Origin of the sequence: Thauera mechernichensis, assembly GCF_029588855.1 — a bacterium.
Lineage (GTDB): Bacteria > Pseudomonadota > Gammaproteobacteria > Burkholderiales > Rhodocyclaceae > Thauera > Thauera mechernichensis.
The window spans coordinates 181,880-205,425 of the sequence record NZ_JARQZE010000005.1; the positions used below are offsets into that span (position 1 = coordinate 181,880).

At 64.0% G+C, this 23,546-nt stretch carries 19 protein-coding genes; 7 read left to right on the forward strand and 12 right to left on the reverse strand.

What is annotated here, in order from left to right; all coding sequences use genetic code 11:
- Positions 1-219: 219 nt before the first annotated feature.
- The 12 genes from P7F68_RS09555 to P7F68_RS09610 form a co-directional block, all read right to left on the reverse strand.
- Positions 220-1,242, reverse strand: a complete 1,023-nt coding sequence (locus tag P7F68_RS09555; protein ID WP_277832654.1) for a FecR domain-containing protein — start codon at positions 1,240-1,242, stop codon at positions 220-222.
- Between the two features lie 4 nt (positions 1,243-1,246).
- Complete coding sequence (locus P7F68_RS09560) at positions 1,247-1,768, reverse strand: sigma-70 family RNA polymerase sigma factor (RefSeq protein ID WP_002938735.1); 522 nt, start codon at positions 1,766-1,768, stop codon at positions 1,247-1,249.
- Between the two features lie 653 nt (positions 1,769-2,421).
- Positions 2,422-4,851, reverse strand: a complete 2,430-nt coding sequence (locus tag P7F68_RS09565) for a TonB-dependent siderophore receptor (protein WP_277832658.1) — start codon at positions 4,849-4,851, stop codon at positions 2,422-2,424.
- A 292-nt stretch (positions 4,852-5,143) separates the two neighbouring features.
- A complete protein-coding gene (locus tag P7F68_RS09570) occupies positions 5,144-6,145 on the reverse strand; it encodes a FecR family protein (RefSeq protein WP_002938740.1) in 1,002 nt (333 codons plus the stop codon).
- Positions 6,142-6,684, reverse strand: coding sequence for a sigma-70 family RNA polymerase sigma factor (locus tag P7F68_RS09575; RefSeq protein ID WP_037982563.1), 543 nt, complete (start codon positions 6,682-6,684; stop codon positions 6,142-6,144). The genes P7F68_RS09570 and P7F68_RS09575 overlap by 4 nt, the downstream gene beginning before the upstream one ends.
- 195 nt (positions 6,685-6,879) lie before the next feature.
- The gene (locus tag P7F68_RS09580) at positions 6,880-9,306 is read right to left on the reverse strand and encodes a TonB-dependent siderophore receptor (protein WP_277832664.1); all 2,427 of its coding nucleotides are present in this window, start codon (positions 9,304-9,306) and stop codon (positions 6,880-6,882) included.
- A gap of 116 nt (positions 9,307-9,422) precedes the next feature.
- Entirely contained in the window at positions 9,423-10,448 is a 1,026-nt protein-coding gene (locus P7F68_RS09585; protein WP_277832665.1) for a FecR domain-containing protein, read from the reverse strand.
- The gene (locus tag P7F68_RS09590) at positions 10,445-10,954 is read right to left on the reverse strand and encodes a sigma-70 family RNA polymerase sigma factor (RefSeq protein WP_002938750.1); all 510 of its coding nucleotides are present in this window, start codon (positions 10,952-10,954) and stop codon (positions 10,445-10,447) included. Before P7F68_RS09590 ends, P7F68_RS09585 begins: the two co-directional genes overlap by 4 nt.
- A 225-nt stretch (positions 10,955-11,179) precedes the next feature.
- The gene (locus tag P7F68_RS09595; protein ID WP_277832668.1) at positions 11,180-13,441 is read right to left on the reverse strand and encodes a TonB-dependent receptor; all 2,262 of its coding nucleotides are present in this window, start codon (positions 13,439-13,441) and stop codon (positions 11,180-11,182) included.
- Positions 13,442-13,532: 91 nt separating this feature from the next.
- On the reverse strand, positions 13,533-14,582 hold the full coding sequence (locus P7F68_RS09600; protein ID WP_277832670.1) for a FecR domain-containing protein: 1,050 nt from the start codon (positions 14,580-14,582) through the stop codon (positions 13,533-13,535).
- Positions 14,583-15,080 (reverse strand): sigma-70 family RNA polymerase sigma factor, encoded by a 498-nt coding sequence (locus tag P7F68_RS09605; RefSeq protein ID WP_277832672.1) that lies wholly within the window; start codon positions 15,078-15,080, stop codon positions 14,583-14,585.
- Positions 15,081-15,267: 187 nt separating this feature from the next.
- Entirely contained in the window at positions 15,268-15,660 is a 393-nt protein-coding gene (locus P7F68_RS09610; RefSeq protein WP_002938766.1) for a DUF423 domain-containing protein, read from the reverse strand.
- A gap of 151 nt (positions 15,661-15,811) precedes the next feature.
- Between P7F68_RS09610 and azu the strand changes: the two genes are divergently transcribed.
- The 7 genes from azu to P7F68_RS09645 all read left to right on the forward strand — a co-directional run bounded on the left by azu (position 15,812) and on the right by P7F68_RS09645 (position 23,535).
- Entirely contained in the window at positions 15,812-16,255 is a 444-nt protein-coding gene (gene azu / locus P7F68_RS09615) for an azurin (RefSeq protein WP_002938767.1), read from the forward strand.
- Positions 16,256-16,428: 173 nt separating this feature from the next.
- Positions 16,429-16,974 carry a sigma-70 family RNA polymerase sigma factor gene (locus P7F68_RS09620; protein WP_037982566.1) on the forward strand — a complete coding sequence of 182 codons (546 nt, stop codon included), beginning with the start codon at positions 16,429-16,431 and terminating at the stop codon, positions 16,972-16,974.
- A complete protein-coding gene (locus P7F68_RS09625; RefSeq protein ID WP_277832679.1) occupies positions 16,967-18,025 on the forward strand; it encodes a FecR family protein in 1,059 nt (352 codons plus the stop codon). The genes P7F68_RS09620 and P7F68_RS09625 overlap by 8 nt, the downstream gene beginning before the upstream one ends.
- Positions 18,026-18,139: 114 nt before the next feature.
- Entirely contained in the window at positions 18,140-20,548 is a 2,409-nt protein-coding gene (locus tag P7F68_RS09630) for a TonB-dependent receptor (RefSeq protein ID WP_277832681.1), read from the forward strand.
- Positions 20,549-20,804: 256 nt separating this feature from the next.
- The gene (locus P7F68_RS09635; RefSeq protein ID WP_277832683.1) at positions 20,805-22,409 is read left to right on the forward strand and encodes a PepSY-associated TM helix domain-containing protein; all 1,605 of its coding nucleotides are present in this window, start codon (positions 20,805-20,807) and stop codon (positions 22,407-22,409) included.
- Positions 22,406-22,705 carry a DUF3649 domain-containing protein gene (locus P7F68_RS09640; protein ID WP_002938781.1) on the forward strand — a complete coding sequence of 100 codons (300 nt, stop codon included), beginning with the start codon at positions 22,406-22,408 and terminating at the stop codon, positions 22,703-22,705. Before P7F68_RS09635 ends, P7F68_RS09640 begins: the two co-directional genes overlap by 4 nt.
- A complete protein-coding gene (locus P7F68_RS09645; protein WP_277832687.1) occupies positions 22,705-23,535 on the forward strand; it encodes a DUF3325 domain-containing protein in 831 nt (276 codons plus the stop codon). Before P7F68_RS09640 ends, P7F68_RS09645 begins: the two co-directional genes overlap by 1 nt.
- Positions 23,536-23,546 lie beyond the last annotated feature (11 nt).

The window sequence follows — 23,546 nt, forward strand, 5'->3', positions numbered from 1 at the left end:
TACGGTGCCCAACAGTGCGAACGCAATGGCCAGGGCGACAGGGCGAAGGTGAAGGACAGGGGAATGGGGGGGCACGGGCGAAGCTCCAGCGAAGACGTTGAAAAGGGAGAACGAGATGCTTTCCCCGTCTGCCGGACGAAGTTGCGAAAGTGACAGTCGAATCGGAAGAATTTTTCTGGCAGGTGCAGGTTTCGTGTCGCCGGTGTGGCACCTCCGGCTTCAGCGCTCGCGCTCGACGTGCAGCCACACGCCGCCGCGCTTCACCAGACGCACTGGCAGGGCGTGAGTGAGTGCGGTCAGGGCGCGCTCGGTATCGGCCAGCGGAACGGTGCCGGTGACGCGCAGGCTGGCCGCGTCGGCCGCGATGGTGAGCGGTGCGGCTCGATGGCGGGCGAGTTCGGCGACGACTTCGCCGAGCGTGGCGTTCTCGACCACCAGCATGCCGTCGATCCAGGCGTCGGCGTCCGGCCGCACGGGCGTGGGTTCGCCGACTGCGTCGGCACGCAGCCAAACGCCGTGGCCGGCGGAGACCCGGCGCTCGGCCGGGCAGGCCTGAGCGGGTGCAGGGTCGCATGCGGTGGGGCGTGCCATTACCGCGGATTCGGTGACGGTAAGCGTGGTCAGGTCGGCTTCGTGGCGGACGATGAAGCGGGTGCCGAGTGCGCGCAGACTGCCTTGCGGCGTCAGCACCATCAGCGGGCGCAACTCCGCCTCACTCGCGGGTGCGCTGCGCACATGGATCTCGCCTTGGCGCAGGACGATGGCGCGCCGATCGGCGTCGAAGGCGAGGTCGATCGCGCTGCGGGTATTGAGGACGACGATGGTGCCGTCCGGGAGCACGACGCTGCGCTGCTCGCCCGTGCCGCTGCGGTGGTCGGCGAGCAGGCCGGCGAGCGGGTGGTGGCGGTCGAGCACACCCGCCGCAACGGCGGCCAGCAGCGCCAGCGACAGCAGACCGGCGGCCGCTCGCGTACCGCCGCGACGGCGCGGTGTGATCAATGTTTCGCGCAGCGGTGCCGCAGCGTCTCGTGGCAGGTCGTGCAGGCCATGGTCCAGCAGGCCGAGCTGGCGCCAGGCGCGGGCGTGGTCGGCATCGGCCTCCAGCCAGCGGATGAGGCAGGCGCGGTGTTCGTCTGAGGCGTCGCCCGAGTCGAGCAGGACTTGCCAGGCAATGGCTTCGTCCAGCACCCGGTCGGAGACCGGACGGTCGTCCGTCGAACGGGCGCTCACGTTGCTTGGCATGGCTTTACGCAGGGCTACCGAAACGCAGCCGGTAGCAATGCCGCGCCGCCTCGGCAAGGTATTGGCGCACGCTGGAAACCGATACGCCGAGCCGTGCGGCGATCTCGGCGTGGGGCAGGCCGTCGAGCCGGCTGTACAGCCAGGCGGCCCGCATCCTGGGCGCCAGCCCGTCCAGCATGCGGTCGACTTCCAGCAGTGACTCGATGACGAGATGACGCGCCTCGGGCGAGGGCGTCTCGGCTTCCGGCATGTGTGCAAGTGCTTCCAGCCAGGCGCGTTCCAGTTCGCGTCGGCGGTAGTGGTCGATGAGCAGGCCGCGGGCGACGGTGGTGAGGTAGGCGCGCGGTTCGCGCAGTGCTTCCACCTGTTCGCGCCGTCCGGCGAGCAGTCGCACGAAGGTGTCCTGGGCGAGGTCGGCGGCCTGCTGCGAACAGCCGAGCTTGCCGCGCAGCCATCCCTGCAGCCAGCCGTGGTGATCGCTGTAAAGGTTGGCGATGGGATCGGCGCGACGGGCAGCGGTGCTCACGTGTGTCTCCGGAAGGCGGGAGCGCTGGCTGGCCCTGTAATGGGTTGGCTGGCTTACTTCAGAGTAAGAATTGTTCGCATTGTCGCGGATCGGAGGTTGCGCCGTCAAACCATGCCGTGCGGAAGTCTCAAGATGACTTTGCTACAGCCTTCACAGCTTATATTCCAGCGTGATCGAAGCGGTGCGGGGGTACCGTAGGTGGCTCCGTACTCGGCTGTCCGCAGGTACTTCTTCTCGAACATGTTGCTGACGTTCAGCCGTATGATGGCTGCCTCGGAAAGCTCATAAGCCGCAATGAGGTCAGCCAGGACATACACGTCTTGCCACGCACCGCCGCTTTTCGAAACGTCGGACTGCCGGAGCACACCCGTACCAACCTGCAGCTTCGGTAACATCGGTACGTGCGTGTCGGCGTGCAGTTTCAGCGTACGGCGTGGTACCCACTCGTAGATGTTTCGGCTGTCCGGTCCCTTCAGCTGAAGCGAGGTGAAGCCAGCTGTGAGATTGGTATCTGAGCCAACGCGGCCCGCGGCCTTGATCTCTAAGCCGTACGCCTTTGCTGGGCTTCGAAGCGCCTGACGAGGATGACGATGAATGATGAGTGCGTAGCTGCGGGAGCCCTGCCCCTATCCGTCCTTTGTCCTCGACGAGGTTCAAAACTGCGCCCTCAGCACTAACGAAACGTTGCGTGCCTCGCCGATATTGCTTGATCCCTCCTCCCATCCGCCGCTGGCCCAGTACTTCTTATTGAACACGTTGTTGATGTTGCCAATCAGTGTCAAGGCATGGCCTTGCACGTCGAAATCGTAGCTAAAACCAGCGTTGACTATGGTAAGGCTTGGTACTGTCAGCAGATTCTTGTTGTCGTTGTAGGTGGCGCCAAAGTAGCGCGCTGCACCGTGGATAGACAGGCCCGAGATGTTCGGCACCTTATACTGAGCATGGCCGACGACCTGCCATTTGGGTGCATTCGCGGGCGTATTCCCTTCAATCGCGGCACTGGCAGCGGAGACTTTGTCAATCGTGGCATCGAGATAGGTTGCGCCCATGCCCAGATTCAGGTTCCTGGTGAATTGATAGGCGCCTGACAGTTCAGCGCCTTGATACAGCACCAGCCCATCCTGTGTTCGATAGCGCTCACCACCCCTGACTACGTCAATTTGATTGGCTCTTTCGATCCGGAAGATCGCTGCACTGTAGTCAAACGTGTTTGCCTGGCCTTTGATGCCGACCTCGGCTTGCTTGGAAATCGTCGCAGGCAGCAACTCTCCAGCATTGGCGTAAATGTCACCCACACGGCTGCCGGGCTCAAGGCCCTCGACATAGCTGCCGTAGAGACTGGTCTGAGCATCGGGCTTGTAGATCAATGCCAGTGTTGGCGTCGTCTCGCGAGTTCGGTAGCCGGCCTTGTTGTGATAATCGGTGAAGCGCAGACCCGCAATTGCCTGCCAGCGCTCGTTGAAATGGACGGTGTCACTGAGGAAAACATTCTTCTGGACGACTTCGGGACTTGCGGGGTTCAGCGAAAAATCAAGAGTGTGGCTCACTCGGTAGGGCTGAGACACATGGATGTTGCCTTGGAAATCATTGTCCGGATATCTGAAGTTGCTGTAGCTCGTTTCGGTCTTCTGCAAACCAAGGCCCGCGACGAGCTCATGCTTCATACCAAACGCTGATACTGTGCCCTGCAACATCGCTTGGGTGAATAATGTGTCGTGCCGACCAGCGAAATTGTAGATCCCCCCGCTGTAGTCGCCTGCGGAGTTCAACAGATCGGCAAATGCCTTGTTCGAGCGGTGATTCTTGCGCGAGAAGCCGAGTTGGTAATCCAACTTCCATTGATCGTCGATCTGCCATTTAACACCGGTGGAAGCCAGCAGTGTTTCGGTCTTATAGTAGGCATTGTTAATGTTGATATTGCGATAGTCGTATGTAGGGGTTGGCATGCGACCGCCACTTCCGGCGACATCGTACTCGCTCAGGTAAAACTGGAATGGCTCTCCCTTGATCTTGCTGTCCTCATAAACCAGTGTGGTCTGCCATAGCAGTGAGCCTCCGAGCTGTTTATCCACGGCTAGCGATACCACGTTACGGTTGATTTCGCTGGTGTTATAGGCCGTACCCTGTTCGGTTGCAAAGTTCGCGCGTATGGCGAGATCACCATCTATGTTATGACTGGTGTCTACGTGTGCAGTGAATAGTTTGGGGTTGCGGTAACCGACGCTCAGAGAGGTTTCGGGTGTTTGGCTCGGGCGCTTCAACTGGTAGCTCAATGCACCGCCTGGGGTGCCGAAACCGTACATGAATCCAGTCAAGCCCTTGAGCGCCGAGACACTATCAATTACCTCAGTGGGAAAGTCGCCTCCCCAGGACAGCACCATGGAAATGTCGTCCACGTAGGTATTGCGCACCGGCAGTCCGCGTATCCGTGTTCCCCACCAGTCAACGTTGAAAGAGGGAGTGGGCGTGTAGACCGACGGATCGCTGAAGAATATCTGGCCAATTGACTTGGCTCCGCGCTCGATTATTTCATTGTTGTCTACGACGGTGATGGAGAACGGAGTGTCCAGAACCGACTTGGTACCCAATGCGCCCGAGGCGGCACGCTTAGACAAATAGGCAAGATGAGAATGTTGGGTAGAGATGTCCCCCTTCACTGTTACAGTCGGCAACGTCGCTTCCCCTCGCTTGTCATCCACTGGCGCAACCCGCAGCACATACCGCCCCTGTGCATCCGCAACCGCCTGCAAACCGGTGCCAGCCAGCAGCGCCGCCAGCCCAGCCTTGGGCGTCAGATTGCCCTGGACGCCGGGGCTTTGCTTGCCCTGAGCCAGCTCGGTGCTGCCGGAGAGCAATACACCCGATTCGCCGAGGAAGCGGGTCAGCACCACGTTCAGCGGGCCGGCGGGGATGTTGTAGCTGCGGGGGCTGGCGGCAGTGGCTGGTTGCGCCTGGGCGGCGCCGACCCAGCCGCCGATGGCAGCGCCGGCCAGCAGCAGGTGGACGGCGACAGCCGTGGGGCGCAGGGCGAAGCGCGGCGACGGCTTGCGGCGCGTGGCTTGCGATGTTGGGTGACGAGACATGTGGTTTATCCCTTTTCGGTCGGATTGGTTCACGTAGCGGACCGGAACGCGTCAGCGCCCGCATGCCGGAACCTGCCCGCCAGCGGCGGTGCAGGTCTCGTCACGGGCTTGGCTGGTGCCTGACTGCCCTGGCGGGCTGGATGCCAGGGCGGGTGGCAGTGGCTACATGTTTGCTCCCCGCAAAAACGGGGGCGCGCACATGGCGACTTGTGTGTCCCTGTGGGGTAAACCGGATGAGGGCGAAAAATGTGGAAGTTTTCGGCGAAATTTCTTCGAACGCCCGCCAGGGTGTTCAGCGGGCGCGGGCTTCGATGGTGGTCCACCAGGGCAGCGGCTGGCGCACCTGGATGGGCAAGGCCTGCTGGAGCATGGTCAGGGTGCCGTTGAAATCGTCCAGCGGATAGCTGCCGAGCACCGTGAGATCGGCGACTTCCGGCGCCACGGCGATGTGGCCGCGACGGTAACGGGCGAGTTCGGCGACGACTTGCGCCAGGGGCATGTCCTGCGCCAGCAGGATGCCGCGCGACCAGGCTTCGCGGGCGGGGTCGGCCGCCGTTGTATCGTCCCGGCGGTCGGCGGTGAAGCGGACCTGTTGGCCGGCGGCGACGACGGTGCTGTGCCCGCTGTGGGCCAGCGTGATTTCCACTGCGCCTTCATAGACGGCAAGCTGGGTGCCGCCGGCTTCGTCCAGGCGGACGTTGAAGCGGGTGCCGAGGGCGCGCAGGCGCCCGTGGGCGGTGTCGACGAAGAAGGGTCGGCCGCTGTCGGCAGCGGTCTGGATCAGGATTTCGCCGCTGCGCAGGCGCAGGTGGCGCCGGTCGGCGCGGTAGTCCTGATCGAAGGCACTGGCGCTGGCGAGCCAGACCTGGGTGCCGTCGGCAAGGACGACGTCGCGCCGTTCTCCGGTGGCGGTGTGGTGATCGGCAAAATGGGCGAGCAGCGGATCGACCCAGCCCGCCTGCTGCCAGGCGGCCCAGCCGAGCAGGCCGCCGGTGCCTGCCATTGCGGCGACGCCCAGCAGTGCGCGGCGCTTGACCAGCCGTTGGTTGGCCGTCTGCAGGACATCGGCGGCCAGGCGTGGTGTGGGGGTGGTTTGCAAGGGGGCGAAGCGTTGGCTGACGCGCTCGACGAAGGTCCAGGCGGCATGGTTCTCGCCACCGCTAGCGAGCCAGACCTGCCAGCGCTCGCGGTCAGCGGGCGTGGCATGACCCGAGTTAAGCAGTGAGAACCAGGTGGCGGCCTGTTCCATGGCCTCGTGGCTGGGCGCACGCAGGCCGGGCGGGAGGGCGCTCATTCTTGCTTGACGCCCCCGCCGACCACACTGGCGGCCTCAAGCCTCATGCAGTGCAGCATGGCCTGGGTGATGTAGGTACGCACCGTGCGCGAGCTGACACCCAGTTCGCACGCAATCTCCTGGTGCGTCATGCCGCAGGCGGCGGACAGCACGAAGGCCCGGGCAGCCTTGGCCGAAAGACTGCGCAGCATGGTGTCGATCTCGCGCAGGGCCTGCAGGACGATGTGCTGATCCTCGGGCGACGGCGCCTGGGCCTCGGGCAACACTGCCAGGGTGTCGAGCCAGGCGCGTTCGATTTCCCGGTGGCGCCACAAGTCGATGCACAGGCCATTTGCGACGACCCGCAGGTAGGCACGTGCCGCCGGCTGGCTGTCGAACTGCTGCGGTGAGCGGAGCAGCCGGATGAAGGTGTCGTGGGCCAGGTCGGCCGCCTCCGACGCATTGCCGAGGCGCCGACGCAACCAGCCTTGCAGCCAGTTGTGGTTGTCGCGGTAGACAAGCTCTACCGATGAGGATGATGCGTAAGCAGATGAACTCACAACCGGCCCGGAGTGTATGGATAGAGTGCGTAATAGCAATGATTCGCAATTATCCATGCGACGGTGGGGAGACGCAAATGCAGCACCGAGTACGCTCGGCCAAGTCGGTCAGGCAGTCGGGAGCGGCGAGGACCGTCGGCCGCGTTGCCACCCGGCACGTCAGGGCGAGCCGGGTGGCGTCGGGTTACGCGCTTGTCAGAAGGCGTACTTCATCGACACGTTCACGCTGCGTGGCTCGCCCCAAGTGTAGGTGCTGTATGCATTGAAGATCGTGTAGTACTTCTTGTCGAGCAGGTTGCTGACGTTGAGGGTGCCGGTCAGCTGCTTGTTGAAGCGATAGCTGGCCATCGCGTCGACGACCCAGTAGTCGGCCACCGTGTGCTTGACCATGCCGCCGGCCGCGGGGTTGAACACGTCGCCCCAGGTCTCGTCCTGCCAACGTGCGCCACCGCCGAGCGTCAGACGGCCATCTTCGCCTCCCGGTTTGTAGGTTGCGAAGATCGAGAGTTGGTTGGCTGGCGCCAGGGTGGACACCTTCTCACCCTGCCGACGCGACACACTGTGGCTGTAGCCAGCGTGGAGACTCCAGTGCGCATCGAGCCGGCCGGACAGTTCCAGTTCGTAACCCTTGGTCTTGACGCCGCTGATAGCGCGGTAAGCGGTGCCGCCGTCGGGTGTCAGACCGCCCGTGGCTTGTGCGAAGTTGTCTTGTTCGAGCTGGAAGATGGCTGCGCTGGTGTTGAGCCGACCGCCCAGGAACGCACTCTTGATACCGAGTTCGAGGTTGTTGCCTTCAAGCGGATCGAGGGCCTTGCCGGACTCGTCGCGCCGCGATTGCGGTTTGAAGATGCCGGTGTGGCTGGCATATACGGAGTGGGTGCCGTTCAGGTCGTACACGATGCCGAGGTAGGGGACGACGACACCGGACTCGTTCATGCTGCCGCGGTCGTAGCTGGAAACGCGTGCGCCGGTGATGAGCTTGAGGTTGTCGCGCAGGTTCCAGCGCACGGTGCTGTAGAGCCCCTTCTCGCGCGTGGTCTCGTCATTCTGACCATGCCATGCTGCGGGGTCGTTCCAGTTGGGTTCCGGCACCCTGCCGTTCCAACCGTAATAGTCGGCTACGCTGGTTGGGTAGCCGACCTGCGGTCCGTCGCCCTTGTTGGTCCAGCGGCGGTCGCTGGCGCCGCCGCCAAGCACCAACTCGTGTTTGCGGCCGAACAGCTCAAACGGGCCGCTGGCGTAGAAGTCGGCGGCGTCTGCACGTGTCTTGCCAATGTACCGACCGACCCACATGCGCGTACCGGAGCCGTCTGCCGGGTTCGGGTTGCCGCCACCGACCGCGCCCAACGGCGCGTCGTAGCCGTTGATCTGGTGATTGAGCTGAAGCTTCACCACCCAGTCGTTGTCGAAGTAGTGTTCGAGTGTGGCGAACACTGTACGCGTGTACTGTTCCCAACTGCTCCAGGTGGCGCCGTTGTTGAAAGAGCGCGGGCGCTTGTTGAAGTTGCCTGTGGTGTCGTAGATCGGGATGCCGCCCCAGGTCGAGCGCGTTGGCTTGTTGTCCTGGTAGTCGGCGCCGACAGTCAGCAGCGTGCTGGTGCCGAGATCGGCCTCGAGGATGGCGTAGAACACCGGTGTCTTGCGGCGGTAGCCATCCAGGTGCGATTCGCGGTCCTGATAGGCGGCGACGGCACGTCCGCGCACCGTACCCTCTGCATTGAGCGGGCCGGACAGATCGACCTCGGTGCGGTAGTTGTTCCACGAGCCCGCGCCGAGGCTTGCGTGGCCCTGAAACTCGCGCGTCGGCTTCTTGCGAACCAGATTGATGGTGGCGCCTGGGTCACCGCTGCCGGTGAGCAGGCCTGTGGCGCCCTTGAGCACCTCGACACGGTCGTAGATCGCCATGTCGCTGAGCGTATTGCCGGCTGAGTAGCCGGAGTTGCGCTCCATCGGAATGCCGTCGTACTGGAAATTGTTGATCGCGAAGCCGCGCGCGTAATACACGGTGCGCTCGCTGTCATAGGTCAGGATGCTGATGCCCGGCGTGTGGTGCATGACCTTGTCGATGTTGGTGAGTTGGAAGTCATCCATCTCATTGCGCGTGATCACGCTGATCGACTGCGGCGTCTCGCGGGGCGAGAGCACCAGACGGGTGGCAGTGGCGATGGCTCCGGGAGAATAGGTAGCAGTGCCTTCGGTGATCTCGCCGAGCTGGTTGGCGCTGACCTGAACCGCCTGCAGCGTGGTCGGGCCGGTGGGCCGCTTGCGGAGGGTGATCTCACCGCTGCTGTCGCGTACCGCATCGAGGCCTGTCCCGCGCAGCAGGCGTTGCAGCGCGTCGGTGGCAGACAGTTGGCCGCTGACGCCGGGGGTGGACAGACCGGCGGTGAGTTGCGCATCGACTGCGAGCTGTACGCCCGCCTGCTGCCCGAAGCGGCTCAGGGCTTGGTCCAGGCTGCCCGCCGGGACATCGAACTGGCGTACGGTATGCTCGGCGCCCGATTGCGCCAGTGCCGATGCAGAGGTTAGTGCAATGCCGCTGCCCAGGAAGGTGAGCAACAGCGCACGTGCAATTGGAGCCATACGATGGTGGGTTGGCTGGTGACTGCGGTTCGGGTTCATCGAAATTTCCTGTGGTCGGACAGTGGTCGGGCCGGTGCGGACGCGATTTCCGCGAGGCCTCAGCCTGGTATGCCCAACGAGACCGAAGAACCTGCCAACTTTTTTGATGCTTGGGGTCAGCCTTCGGCACGAGGTAGCACGCGCACCCAGTAGCGGGTGAGGGTCTGGATGCGCACCGGCAACCGTCTTTCGAGCGAGGCGAGCACGGTATCGGTGGGCTGGTCGCCGTGCAGTGGCCAGCTGCCGGTGATGCGCAGGGCAGCGACCTCCGGGCTCCACTGGAGGTGTCCAGCGCGATGGCGTGCGATCTCTGCGAGGAAGTCATCGAGGCGGCGGTTGGCCGCTACCAGCATGCCTTCGGTCCACGCATGCGTGCTTTCATTGAGCCCAGTGCGGGCGAGCAGCCGATCGTGGTCGAACTGTGCCTGCTGACCGGCTTCGATGCGTGCGGTTGGGCCGCGGTTGCGAAAGAGAATGTCTACAGCGCCTTCACGTACGCCGAGTCGGCTATGGTCTGCCAGTTGCAGGACATGGAAGCGGGTGCCGACCGGCACAAGGCGTGCATCCCTGGTGTCGATCGACAGTGGCCTGCCTGCGGGGTCGGGGGCGGTGACCACCTCGATCTCGCCCTCGCGCAGCACGATGCGCCTTGCCTTGTCGTCGTAACGAAGATCGACAGCGGTCGCACTGTTGAGGCGCAACTGAGTACCGTCCGCGAGGGTTATGCGGCGAAGCTCACCGGCCGCGGTGCTAAGGTCCGCCGGTGCAGCAAGCGCGTGGAGTTCGTCACGGCCGCACCACAGTAGCGCGCCCGCTGCGCCGGCGCAGAGCAGGTGGCCGAGCATGCGTCGCCGCCCCATGCGCCCGGCACGTGTCAGTGTCGCGCGCGCCAGGTCCGGGGCTCCGGCGTTGTGGCCCTGCATGATCTGTCCCATGTGCTCCAGCCGTGCGAGGGCGTGGGCGTGGTCGGGATGCGCCTCGCGCCAGGCCTGGAGTGCACGTCGGTCCGCAGCGGAGATGTGGCCGGAGGACTGCAGCACGAACCAGTGTATGGCCCGATCGACGACTGCCTCAGCGATCGGGCGGCCATCGTCAGCCGGTGGCGTACGGGGATCGTGCAGTTGGTCCAAGGAATGGGTCATGCGGGGTAGAGCGCTTTGTAGCAATGCGCCATGGCTCGGATCATGGCCTTCTGGACCACGTTGATGCTGACGCCGAGCTCGCTGCCGATGGCGCTATAGGTGAGGCCTTCGATCTGCGACAGCAGGAAGATATCCCGCACGCGGGGCGGCAGGCCATCGAGCACGCGGGCGATCTCGACCAGCGCTTCAATTGCCAGTGCACGCTCTTCGGGCGACGGTGCGAAGGCTTCGGGGCGGCTGGCCAGCTCTTCGAGGTAGGCCTGCTCGAGCGCCTTGCGACGCCAGTGGTTTACGACGAGCCCGTGCGCGATGGTGGTGAGGTAGGCACGCGGCTCGCGAAGATCGACCATCTCGTCCTTGGCAAGCAGCCGCAAGAAGGTGTCCTGCGCAAGATCCGCCGCCTGTTGGTTGCAGTTGAGGCGACGCCGCAGCCAGCCGTGCAGCCAGCCATGGTGTTCGCGATAGAGGCTGCCGATGGCTGCCCGACAAGTCGCAGCGGTACTCACGTGGGTCTCCGGGAGGCGGTCTTGCTGGCTGGCCCGGAGTGGGTTGGCTGGCTAATCTGTTATGCGAATGGTTCTCATTATGGCACTTGTGTCGTCGCTGCTCAAGCGGTCATGGGAGGTGCGGAGCGCCCAAATCGCTGCGCTCGATGCACGTCGTTTGCGCTCCTGGCGATGTTCCGTACTTGAACCATCGCCAGGGAGCAGGGGCTGGCTCGTACCGGATGGTCAGAAGCGTGCGCTCAGGCCGATGCGCAGTTCGCGCCCCGGTTCACGCGAGCCGACGACGCCTTCGTAGCCCGGAATGTGCTGGAAGTCCTCCGTGGTGGCGTGGTCGAGGTAGCTCTTGTCGAACACGTTCCTGACACTCAGGCTCACCGTGTAGTTGTCGCGACCGCTCGGGTGCCAGCGTGCATAGAGGTCATGGACGCCGTAGCCCGGTTTGCCAATCGTGCCGACGACGGTGGATTGACTGTCGATGCCGCGCACGAAACGGCCTTGCCAGCCCATTTCGAGGCGGTCGTTGGGCGTGTAGTCGAGGCTTGCGGTCACGGTGTTGCCCTGGCTGATGCCGAGTCCGTTGTGGGCGTAACCGTTGGGTACTTCGTCGTTCAGCGTAAGCAGGTTGCGATGGAAGTTAACCGCCATGGTCAGGCGATTCCACTGGTAGCCTGCCGTCAGCAGGAGCCCGCGCGATTTCAGTTGGCCGACGTTCTCGTAGCGGTTGGGGCGGCCGAGAGGGTCGGCAATGGCGTTGTCGATGAGGGTCTCATACACCTTGGCGCCGAGCCGAAGTCGATCACGCTCGTATTCGGCCCCAAGCTCGGACGAGCGGGCCTTTTCCGCCTTGAGTCCGGGAGCGTTTGTGGCCACCGACATCTTGAAGGCGTCCATGTTGCCCGGGCCGCGTAGCGCGCGTGAGTGAGCCGCGAGCAGAATGAGTTCCGGCGTCAGAGCGTAGGTGAAGCCGACGTTCGGGCTGAAGCCGCTGGCCTTCATGGTAGTGCCGCTGTCGTCGGTGACCTCGTAGCGGTCGTGACGGACGCCGATGTCCATATGCAGAGGGTCAGCCAACTGGATACGGTCCTGCACGAAGAAACCGCGGACATCGCCGTTTCCAGTTTCCTCATTGAGGTTGGAGAGCGAGCCTGCGTTGACCTTGTCGCGGCGGTAGTCGAAGCCATAGGTTACGCGATGCCGGCCAAGGACACTGGTGTTGCGCATATCGAAGCCTGTCGACTCCATCTGTGCGACATAGACGCCCCAGCGGCCGATCACATTCTGCTCGAAGTCGGTTTGCGTCTGGTAAAGGTTGGCGGCGAGATCGAGCAGCGGGTTGTCGGACTTCCAGGTGTAGCCCGCATTCCAGGTCCTGCGCTCGCTGCTCATCGGATAGGCCGGGTTCCATGAACTGCGGATCCATTGCGGGCGCTGGTTGCGCATGCCCTCGTTGTCATGCCGGTCGTAGGTCACGCGCAGGGTCTGCTCGGTGGTCAGCTTGCCGACCACCTTGAAGAAGCTCGATTCTTGCTGTGAGCCGGTGCTATGGACGCGTTCGCCGCTACCGTCCTCGTAGTCACTCTGGTCCAGGCGGGTCATCGAGGCCATGGCCGACCAGTTGCCGCCGAGGCGGCCGAAGACCGTGGTGTGGGCCTTGTAGCCTTCGGCGTTGCCGGTGTATTCGCCCTTCACGAGTGCACCGGCTTTTTCGTCCCGGCGCAGCAGCTCTTCCGGGTCCTTGGTGATGAAGCGGATGGCGCCACCTAGGGCGCCCGGGCCGGCCGTGGCGTCCACGACACCGGGCATGATCTCGACACGGCTGATCAGCTCGGGTTCGAGCTGCAGGCGGCCAGCGTGATGAAAGGCGCGGTTGCCTTGGACGGTGCCGTCGATCGAGACACTGACCAGAGTGTCCTCGACCCCGCGCACGAAGATCTTTTGTGCGATTCCATGTCCGCCGCCGACGGAGACCTCAGGCTGGCCGGCCAGGATGTCTTCCAGGTCGTTTGCCGCATAACGCTCAAGCGTACGGGCACTGACCCGTCCAGGGGTGGCGGTGCTGTCTGCGAACCCGGCGGTTACACGCACGGCCTCCAGGGTGGCCTCGGTGCCGCCCGCTCGCTGCGCGCGGGCAGTACGGCGAAGCCCGTACTTGCCGCCACTGTCGCGAAAGCCCTCCAGTCCGCTGCCTTCCAGCAGGCGGTCGAGGCCCTCTTGCGGGGAGTAGGTACCGCGCAGCCCGGCGCTGTTCAGGTCGGCGACGAGGTCGCTCGGAAAGGCCAGCAGGATGCCGGCTTCCCGCCCGAAGCGGTTGAGCGTGCTCTCGAGCGAGCCGGGGCCGATGTCATACTTCTTTCGGGCCGTGGCGGCGCTGCTGGCCGTCACGTCGGCGTGGACGGACTCCGGGAAGACTCCGGTGACGACCATTGCAACGGCGAGGCTGAGCAGGGTGCGTTGGACTATGGGGGTGTTGCTGTGTCGTGGGCGCATCATCGAATCCTTGATAAGGGTGGGCAAGCGTCGAGGCTTGCCTTCCATGTCTCGCGAGATTCGAAAACAGCTCAGCCTGATCGAAAATAGATCAACCGCGGCGTGCTGCCCGCACCGTTGCCCAGTAGCGGGTGAGGTAGTGAATCTCGACCGGCAGCGTGCGGCGTAGCGCATCGAGGATTCTGTCCGGTTCGGCCAGTGGGTAGGAGCCCGACAGGCGCAGCGCTGCCACGGCCGGATCGCAGTTCAGGCGGCCCGGGCGATGGCGGTCGAGTTCGGCCAGGAAATCGGCCAGACGCATGCGGCTGGCGACGATCATGCCGTCCTGCCAGGCAATGCGGTCATCGTCGGCAGTGCCGCTGGCAAGAATGGTGTGCCCGGCGAACTCCGCGCTGTTCCCCGTACCGACCGTAAGGCTGGGGGCGGCGGTGCCCGCGGGACGGATCTGGACCGCTCCCGCGAAAACGTCAAGTCGCGTCCTGTCGTCGTACAGTCGAACGGAAAAACGCGTGCCCAGTGGCTGCAACACGCCGTGCGGGGTGAGCACCTGGAACGGTCGGGGCCTTGGGAAGGCTTCGTCACGCCCGGTGTCGATGAGGATCTCGCCGCGCACCAGTTGCAGCCTGCGGGCGTGATCCGAAAAGGCGATGTTGAGCGCGCTGTCGCTGTTCAACAGCACGCGGCTGCCATCGGCCAGTTGCAGCGTACGCCGTTCTCCTGTCCTGCTGCGTGCGTCGGCGATCCAGGGGCGCCAAGGTGCGTGGTCGTGCGTTGCCAGCGTCACACCACCGACGAACAGGGCCGCAGCGAGCATTTTGACGGCCTGGCGCCGTCCGCGCGAGGCCGGTCGCGTCAGTGCCGCCTGCGCCAGCGCCGAACCGAGCGGTGAGGCGAGCCCGTCCAGCCGGGCATTGACCGCCTCGATGCGCTGCCAGGCGCGCTCATGTGCTGGATCGCGCGCCCGCCAGTCCAGGATTGCCCGTTCGATGTCCGATCCCGGCTTGGCAGATTGCAGTTCGACCAGCCAGGTGACCGCCTGGCGGGCGACATCGGCGGAGACGCCGTCAATCCTGCCCTCACTCCCCGCCAGCGGTGGCGAGTTGTCAGTGTTGGCCGGCGATGCGGGTGACAGGCCGAACATTCAGTCCAACGCCAGGGCAAAGTAGCATTGCGTACCGGCCTTGATCAGGTAGCGCTTGACCGAGCTGATCGAGATGCCCAGCGTTGCCGCGATCTCGGTGTGGCTCATGCCGTCGAGCTGCGCATGCAGAAAGGCGCGCTTGACGACGGCGGGCAGGCCGTCGAGCAGGCGGTCGATCTCCACCAGCGTCTCCAGCAGGCAGGCCTTTTCCTCTGCCGAAGGCGCTACTGCCTCGGGCCACTGCGCCAGCGTCTCCAGGAAGGCGCGTTCCACGCGTTCATGGCGCCAGTGGTTGGAGAGCACTCGCTGGGCAACGGTGACCAGGAATGCACGGGGCTCGTCGAGGACGGGCATCTCCTCGCGGTTGAGCAGGCGCATGTAGGTGTCGTGCGCGAGGTCCGCCGCGCGGTGCGTACAACCGAGCTTCTTGCGCAACCAGGCATGCAGCCACCGGTGGTGGTCTGCATACAGGTCGGTGATGGGGTGGGCAGCGGGCACGGGCGACTCCGGGCGGGGAGGAAAGCGCTGGCTGGCTGCCTGAGGTCAGGGTGGCTGGCTATCGAGAATGGTTCTTATTTTGTAGGTTTCCTCGGAGGGCGTCAATTCGCGTTACGGCCCGCCCGCGAGACTGGCGTGTTCCAGAGCGCTCCCGTCAAGGTCCCGTGCCGCCCCAAGAGTACACTCTTTACCCCCTTCGCCACCCCGCTGCCGCCAGCGCCAGCCAGCCAAAGATCAGGCAGAAGCCTCCCAAGGGGATGACCTCGGCAAGTGCCCCGTAGTCGATACCGCCGATGATGCGGATGAGATAGATGCCACCAGCGAAGCCTGCGATGCCGACGGTGAACAGGGCACCTGCAACGTTCAGCCACAGGCTGGGTTGCCAGCGGTACCAAAGGGCAACACCAAAGAGGGCGAGGGTGTGCAGCATGTGATGAAGGCTGGCGCTGCGGGCGCGTTCCAGCGCAAGCGGTAGGTCTTCCGCCATGACATAGGCCGGCAGGCCGTGCGTGCTCCAGGCGGCGACGGCGACGCCGATGGCGCCGAGCAGCCCAGTCAGGGTGATCCAAAGGCGGTACATGTTCTTCCTCGTCAGACGATGGTGTGTGGGGGCAGGAGAGCGTTGGTCGACACCGTTTTACCGTAATTTGTTACGATTGAGAATCATTACTATTTTGGCGGCTCAGCATGGCTCGTCTGCCCTGTCCAAATTCCTGATAAGGAGATACTCGATGAAGCGACACCTGATGCTAGCGCTCGCCTTGTTGGCAGGCGCGGCCCCATTGTCTGCTGCGACCTGCGAAGTGACGGTCGAAAGCAACGATGCGATGCAGTTCAATCTGAAGGAAATCACGATCGATCGCAGTTGCAAGCAGTTCACGGTTCATCTCAAACACGTCGGCAAGCTTGCCAAGGTGTCGATGGGGCACAACTGGGTACTGGCGAAGACCGCCGATCTTCAGGCGGTCGCCACCGATGGCGCCAAGGCTGGGCCGGCGAATGGCTATCTGGTTCCCGACGATCCTCGGGTGATCGCGCATACCGCCATGATCGGCGGCGGCGAGTCGGACTCCGTGACCTTCGATGTCGAACGGCTAGGTGACGGGGGGGATTACAGCTTCTTCTGCTCCTTCCCCGGGCATTGGGGCGTCATGAAGGGGGTGGTGAAGTTCTGAGCGCTCCTTGCTGGCGCCGGGGTGCCGTCTTCGACCTGTGCTCGTTGAAGGCCCCCGATGTTGGCAGCTTGCGCGGGATGCTTCTGCGAGCCGCCAGGGCGCCTTGCGAGTGGGCGAGGCCTTTCTGGCAAGTTGGTCAGAATTGGCCCTATCACGGTTGATTGACTGTTTCGATGCTCTCTCTTCCCCGTCAGAAATCGATAGAACTGCTGTATCGAGAACACAGAGCCTGGTTGAAGGACTGGCTTCGCGTGCGGCTGGGTTGTCCCCAGTATGCCGCTGATCTGGCGCAAGACACCTTCGTGCGTTTGATTCAGGCGAGGCAGGGGGCGACCGAGGCGGTCAAGCTCAAGGCGCCGCGCGCCTATCTGAGAGTGATTGCGCATGGTTTGATGGTGGATCACTGGCGGCGTGCGGATCTGGAGCGCGCTTACGCCGAGGCCCTGGCGTCGCGCCCGGAGGGTTTCGAGCCGTCCCCGGAGCATCGCCTTATGGTGCTTGAGGTGCTCTTGAGGCTCGATGCCTTGCTCGGACGACTCAAGCCGCGGATGCGCGAGGTGTTCATCCTGGTCCATATCGACAACTGCACCCTGGCTGAGGTCGCTGAGCGACTCTCGTTGTCGAGGGCGACCGTGGAGCGCGACCTGGCGGCGGCGATGCGCCACTGTTACCAGCAGGTGTTCGAAAACGTGCCGCTTGGCGAACCGGTTCATGGCTGAGATGACGGTGGGGCTTGGTGTCGTCAATCCCCTCGCGGCGGTGGAGCCGAGCGCCGAGGTGGTCGAGTCGGCCATCCAGTGGTCGATTCGCATGCGCTCGGGTGATGCGGACAGTGCCGCCTGCGAACGGTGGCGTGCGGTCCACCCCAGTCATGAATTGGCATGGCAGCGTGTGCAGTGGATGTGTGGCGCACTATGCGCCTTGCCGCCGGGCGAGGCCTCGACGGGTGTTGTCGATGCGTTCGCCGTCGCGGGTGGCCGCCGTAGGCGTCGGCGCCAGTTTGTCGCCATGCTTGCGGTTGCCGCTGTGCTGCCCATGCTTGCGGGACGCCGCTGGGGCGATGAGGCGGGTAGCCAGGCCGTGTATGCAAGCACTGCACCGGGTGGCTATCGGACGGTGTCTCTCGGCGGCGGAGGCACCTTGCGGCTGAATACCAATACGGCCGTCAGGTTGAGTCTTGAGGACCGGACGGAGCATGTCGAACTCCTGCGTGGAGAAATTTACGTCGACGCGACGCTGCGGGGCGCGGCGAACATGCTTGCCCTGCAGGTGTTGTGCCCCTTCGGCTCTGTGGCTTGCGAGGGCGCTGCCGTCTTCGCAGTCCGGCTCGACACTGGGCGAGCCCTGGTGCATGTCGAGGCGGGCGAGGGCCATTTGCACGGGATGGCTGCCGGTCCGCATGTTGATGGGTTGGCTGCACCTGCAGGGGGTTGCTACGAACTCGCCAGTGGTGGCGTCGTGCCTGCGCCGCAAGCTGCCCGGCTTGATCCGCTTGGGTGGGTCGATCGCGTGCTGGCGGCACGCGACATGAGCCTGGAGAGCTTCGCCGCGGAGTTGTCCCGCTACCGCCACGCATCGGTGAGCGTGGCGCCCGAGATCCGCGATCTCGCCGTCTCCGGTGTGTTTCAGGTTGGCGATGTGGCGGCGGCGCTGAAGCTGCTCACCCGCATGCTCCCGGTGCGCGTCGCCGGCCTGGCCTCCTGGTCGCGAATGCCGGTGCGCCTGCTCGCCCGCGATACCGGCGCGCCGGCAAGAAGGATAAAAATGTGAGGGATTTTTTCGGCTCGTCCGGCAAACAGGGAAAGCGAGTTTTTCCTGTCCAACTGAGGAGTCATTAGTATGTCCCCCGTATATATGCCCGGGTTCGTTCCACGCACGAATCCGTTGAAGCAGGCTCTGTACCGAGCCTTGTTGGGTGCCGGACTGGTGCTGACAGGGTCGCCGACCGTCGCAGCGCCTGCGGTTGAGGTGGCCCAGGGCCCCGTCCAGCGTTTCCTGCTGCCTCCGGGCACGCTGGCGCAGGCACTCGACTCGCTGGCTCGCCAGGCCAGGGTGTCAATCGCCTATGACGGGGAACTCGAAGCCATCGCCAAGCCGGCTCGCGGACTCGATGGCGAGTTCAGTCTCGACGAAGGCTTGGCTATGCTGCTCGCCGGTACCGGGCTCGAGGTGCTGGTGGTGCCAGAGGGGCGCATCGTGCGCAGGCGCCCCCAGGTGCCAGATGCAGCATCGGTGGCTGCGGCTGAACATGCCACGCTGTCCGAGGTGACCGTTCTAGGGACCAGGCTGGCGCTGGACGTAATGAAGTACCCAGGCTCGGTTGCGGTGCTAGATGACACCGCGCTCGATGGTACGGTCAATGTGATCGAGGCCCTTGGCCGTGTGCCCGGCGTCGCTTCGGGCAGCGACAGTGGGCGCAGCATTGGTTCGCAGTTCACGGTGCGAGGGTTCGGCTATGGTTCCGAGGACCGTGTGATCGTGTTGCAGGACGGCGTGAGACGGTCGTCCTCGCTTTATTCCAACCATGTTTCGACCTTCCGGTCGGACAACGACCTGCTCAAGCGCGTTGAAGTGGTGAAGGGCGCATCGTCGGTCTCGCACGGCGGCGGGGCGATCGGGGGGGTTATCGGGATGACCACCAAGGATGCCGGTGACTTCCTCGCTGCTGGCGAGGAACGGGGTGTGGCCGCCAAGCTTGCTTATCAGACCAACAACTATCGTGAGATGTATCTGGCGGGCGCGCTCGCTCCGGCCGATAAGCCTTACGAACTGCTGGTCTACGGCAAGCGGGGGCGGGTTGGCGATCTGCGGCTTTCGCGCACGGTGGACAAGGGCAGCGGCGTGTTCAACCGTGACGTCGATAATCGCGAGGATCTCGAGGTCGGCTTCATCAAGGCTGCATGGAACCTCCCCCATGGCCAGCGCGCTGCGCTTTCCTACTACGACTTTGCCGAGGACACCGAAGTGACTTGGCAGACGCTTTTCCACTCGGGCTACAGTACGACAACGGGACCGGTGCGAGGAACCCTGCGCCAGCGCGACATGGTGGCGAGCTACACCCTGCAGCCGGGATCGCCGTGGCTGAATGTCTCGGCGATGGCGTACCACGCGGTTGGCAGTTATGACCGCGGCTACGAGTATGTCCTGAGCAGCGGCGCTCAACGCAAGCTCGACTACGAGAACAAGGACACACGCCGTGGATTGCGCCTGAACAACCAGATGTACTTCGATGCCCTGGGCGCTCGTCATCGCCTGATCGTGGGTGTCGATTACGAGCGCCGTAACGAGGATGCCAGCTATGTGCTCGATGGCGTGACGACGGTGTTCGGCTCGATTCCGAATACCTACGATGATCTGGGCCTCTTCCTGCAGGAAGAGGCAAGTTTCCTCGATGACAGGTTGGTCGTGCATCTAGGTGGTCGCTACGACCGCTTTCAGCGCAAGGTGAATGCGAACGAAGGGGAGTACAGCAACAGTCACTTCTCGCCGCGCGTGGGCGTCAGCGTGGCTGCGGGGCAGGGCTGGCATCTGCTGGGAAACTATTCGGAATCCTTCCGCGCACCGACGCCGCACGAGACGTCCTCGAGCGGACCACTCAATCCGCACTACTACTACCTTCCGAACCCCGATCTCAAGCCGGAGATCGTGCGGGAGTTCGAATGGGGCGTGTCCTTTGACCGTCGATCCATGTTCGTTGATGGTGACCGACTGCGCATGAAGTCGACGTACTTCGACGGCACCATCGACAACCTGATCAAGCTGCAGCCCGACCTCACCGGGCCCAAGCCGCCGGAGAGCAATCACTACGCGACCTACGAGAACGTAGACAAGGTGGAGCGTCGCGGCTACGAGCTGACGACGGCCTACAGCACCCGCCGTGCCGGAGTCGATCTGTCCTACGAGCACCTGAAGCAGCGCGACAAGGCGACCGGGCGCTTCACGCCTCAGGCCTATGCCGACCGTGTGCGTGTGGGCGTCCATTTCAGCCCGTTCGAACGCATGCGGGTGAACGTGGACGTCAGCCATTGGCGCAAGCCGGACCAGAATCCCGAGACCGTGGTGTCCGGGGGGCGGACGCTCTGGTATGTGCGCGATGACTTCACTCAGGTGAACGTCGGCGTGCGGTGGGCGCCAAGACTGGTTGATGGGTCACTATTGGGCAAGGAGATAGAGATCTCGGCCGGCGTCAACAATCTGTTCGACCAGCCTTACATCAACGCCTTGAACGTGGAAACGACGACACGCGTCGGCAAAGGCCGAAATGCTTTCCTGAGCTTGACGAGTCGGTTCTGAGCGGATGGGGCGCGAGGCTCCGCTGCCGTAGCGACGCTGACCATGACGCGCCGGGTCAAGGGCACGTCATGGTCGAGTCAGGGTTAAATGTAACAAAATGTGAATTAGTGACCGTTTTGGGGCGCTTGAACGACATCGACAGTAAGGCACAGCAAACCGTTGGCGCACCTGAAGCCGATGCCTTCGCCATGAAGTCATCGGTCGCCAGCGTAGTTGCCACGGTGCGACAACAAACGACGCTCCCCGAGAGGAATTGATGAAGGATGGATTTCGCCAGTGCATGGCCTGGCTCCACACCTGGGTTGGCCTGGTTGCCGGCTGGGTGTTGTTCTTTGTGTTCGTGACCGGCACGGCCGGATACTTCGACGACGAGATTGACCGCTGGATGAAGCCCGAACTGCCGCTGTCGGCGAGGGTGGAGGTGGGCGATCGCGCCGCAATGCTCGAGCGCGCGCTTGACCGCCTTGAGTCCGTGGCGCCAGGCGCGAAGGAGTGGACGATCCTCCTTCCGGGCGAAGCCGTCGTGCCGCGTGGCGCGCGCGGACTTGCCGTGCGCTGGGAGGAAATGCCCGAGTTCGGTCGCGACCAGGGGCGCCGTGGCAGCGAAGGACTCGACGCCGAGAGCGGGGAGCCGGTACCCGATGTGGAGCCGCGCGCGACCAGGGGAGGGCAGCTGCTGTACCGCATGCATTACCTGCTGCACTACATGCCGACCACTGTGGGCATCCTGCTGGTTGGCGTGTGCACGATGATGATGCTGATCGCCATCCTGTCGGGGGTGGTCACCCACAAGCAGATCTTCAAGGATTTCTTCACTTTCCGGCCTGGCAAGGGGCAGCGTTCCTGGCTCGACGCGCACAACGTGGTGAGCGTGATGGCCTTGCCGTTCTTTCTCATGATTACTTACAGCGGTCTCATCCTGTTCCCGGTGCAATACATGCCCGGCGCGATCTACACCGTCTACGGCGGTTCCGAGCAGGGGGTGAGGGCGTTCTCCGATCAGTTCTTCGAGGTCGAGCGCGACCGATCCTACGAGCCTCTACAGCGCCCGCACGTCGCCTTGGACGCGATCGTTGCCCAGGCCGAAGCCCAGTGGGGGGATGGACAGGTTGCGGCGCTGGAGTTGAGTCACCCGGTCGATGCGGTTGCGACGGTGACCGCGCAACGGCGGCATGGCAGCAAGATCGATTTCCGAGAGCCGGAGTCGCTCCGTTTTGCCGCCCACACTGGAGAGCCCTTGGCAGCACTCGAGCCCAGACATGCGGTCGGACAGACACGCAACGTTCTCTATGCCTTGCACGAGGGACTGTTTGCCGGCCCCTGGTTGCGTTGGGTCTACTTCGGGTCGGGCTTGCTGGGTTGCGCCATGATCGCGACAGGACTGGTGTTGTGGACGGTCAAGCGACGCAAGCGCCACCACAAGCAGGGTGCAAACGCCTCCGCTTTCGACGCAGCGGGGTTGCGGCTGGTCGAGGTGCTCAACGCCGGTACGATCGCCGGCCTGCCAGTGGCCGTGGCGGCGTACTTCTGGGCCAATCGGCTGCTGCCGCTGGACATGGCGGATCGGGCACAGTGGGAGGCCCACATGATGTTTGCCGTGTGGGGCTGGCTCTTCATCTATGCCTCGCTGAGGCCGCTGCGGCGAGCTTGGGTCGAGATTCTGTGGCTCGCGGCGCTGGCCTATGCCTTGCTGCCAGTGCTCAACGCTGCCACCACCGATCGCCATCTCGGTGTGACGCTGCCACATGGAGACTGGGTCTTGGCCGGCTTCGATCTCATCATGATTGGTCTTGCTGCCGTGTTCATCTACATCCTGCGCAAGCTCGATCGCCGTTGGACCAAAGGGGAGGTGACTGCATGAAGGTCTTGTCTGCGTCCGCCCGTTATCGCTGGGCGGTCTTGTCGCGGGTGCTTGCAGCGTCGCTTGGGGGCTATGCCTTCACGTGGGCGGCCATTGTGCTTCTGGCGTTGCTCTGGCCGTTGCCGCGCGCCCAGGCCGTCGGCCTGGCCACGATGCTGGGCTTCCTCATCTATGCAGCAGTCGCGATGTGGGTCTTCGCCACGCGTTCGGCCTGGCGTGCCTGGGCTGGAATCGTTGCTTGGACTGCGCTGTTCGCAGCGCTCGGCTGGTGGTTGATGCAGGGGGCGGCGACGTGATGGCGATTGCTCTGCTGGTTGTCACGACGTTTGCCTTTGCCGCGTTTGCGCTTGGCATGGAGCGCCACGCGAAGGACGTGCTTGGCGTTGTTCCTGCTCCACGCAGGCGCCTGGGGCTTCGCATTGCCGGATGGGTGCTGCTGGCCGTGGCAATGGCAATCGGCATGCTGGGCTGGGGGGCCACGGTAGGTGTCGTCGAATGGACGGGCGCGATGACGGTCGCGACCGTGCCGCTGGTCATGCTGGTGCTGCCGTACTACTCGCGTAGGCACAGGCGCAGCGCAGCGCCCGCCATGCCTGCCTCCGGACCCGAGTTCGGCGAGCTCGTGGCAGCCCGCCGCAGTTTGACCGCCAGGCTATGGAGAGGCGTGCGGGTGCTGGTACTCGTTGCTTTGCCTGCTGGGATCGCATGGGCCTTCGTTAATGTTCCGCCAAGTCCCGTTCAGCGAGATGACGCCCTTGCCGGCCGCGTGGGGCCGTGGACCTTCGTCATCGCCGATGTCACCCGCAAGCCGCCCGAGCCCTCGGCGCTGGGTACGGCGATGAAGGCGTTTCAGGTTCGCTTCTGCACAGGCTGCGACACCCAGATTCGATCGGCCTATTTGAAGATCCGCCAGCCGCGCTCCTTGCGCGGTGCGGGGATGGTCTTTCAGGGACCGTCGTGGAACCGCAGGGCTGACATCCAGATTGCACCGACTGCGCGGATCGAGGACGGCTTGTGGCTCACCGTGGAGGGTATGGATGGCAGCGTGCACGCCGTCGAGATCGACCTAGCCCGCGTGTCGCCCGCCACCGCGCGTTACCTGTCGGCGCTGACGGGGAGGCAGTGAGGTTCGGACTG

What these genes read in the sequence shown, in the direction of transcription:
- P7F68_RS09555 (WP_277832654.1), bottom strand. Translation starts at nt 1,242, where the DNA reads ATGCCAAGCAACGTGAGCGCCCGTTCGACGGACGACCGTCCGGTCTCC.
- P7F68_RS09565 (WP_277832658.1), bottom strand. Translation starts at nt 4,851, where the DNA reads ATGTCTCGTCACCCAACATCGCAAGCCACGCGCCGCAAGCCGTCGCCG.
- P7F68_RS09570 (WP_002938740.1), bottom strand. Translation starts at nt 6,145, where the DNA reads ATGAGCGCCCTCCCGCCCGGCCTGCGTGCGCCCAGCCACGAGGCCATG.
- P7F68_RS09580 (WP_277832664.1), bottom strand. Translation starts at nt 9,306, where the DNA reads ATGAACCCGAACCGCAGTCACCAGCCAACCCACCATCGTATGGCTCCA.
- P7F68_RS09585 (WP_277832665.1), bottom strand. Translation starts at nt 10,448, where the DNA reads ATGACCCATTCCTTGGACCAACTGCACGATCCCCGTACGCCACCGGCT.
- P7F68_RS09595 (WP_277832668.1), bottom strand. Translation starts at nt 13,441, where the DNA reads ATGCGCCCACGACACAGCAACACCCCCATAGTCCAACGCACCCTGCTC.
- P7F68_RS09600 (WP_277832670.1), bottom strand. Translation starts at nt 14,582, where the DNA reads ATGTTCGGCCTGTCACCCGCATCGCCGGCCAACACTGACAACTCGCCA.
- P7F68_RS09610 (WP_002938766.1), bottom strand. Translation starts at nt 15,660, where the DNA reads ATGTACCGCCTTTGGATCACCCTGACTGGGCTGCTCGGCGCCATCGGC.
- azu (WP_002938767.1), top strand. Translation starts at nt 15,812, where the DNA reads ATGAAGCGACACCTGATGCTAGCGCTCGCCTTGTTGGCAGGCGCGGCC.
- P7F68_RS09620 (WP_037982566.1), top strand. Translation starts at nt 16,429, where the DNA reads ATGCTCTCTCTTCCCCGTCAGAAATCGATAGAACTGCTGTATCGAGAA.
- P7F68_RS09625 (WP_277832679.1), top strand. Translation starts at nt 16,967, where the DNA reads ATGGCTGAGATGACGGTGGGGCTTGGTGTCGTCAATCCCCTCGCGGCG.
- P7F68_RS09635 (WP_277832683.1), top strand. Translation starts at nt 20,805, where the DNA reads ATGAAGGATGGATTTCGCCAGTGCATGGCCTGGCTCCACACCTGGGTT.
- P7F68_RS09640 (WP_002938781.1), top strand. Translation starts at nt 22,406, where the DNA reads ATGAAGGTCTTGTCTGCGTCCGCCCGTTATCGCTGGGCGGTCTTGTCG.
- P7F68_RS09645 (WP_277832687.1), top strand. Translation starts at nt 22,705, where the DNA reads ATGGCGATTGCTCTGCTGGTTGTCACGACGTTTGCCTTTGCCGCGTTT.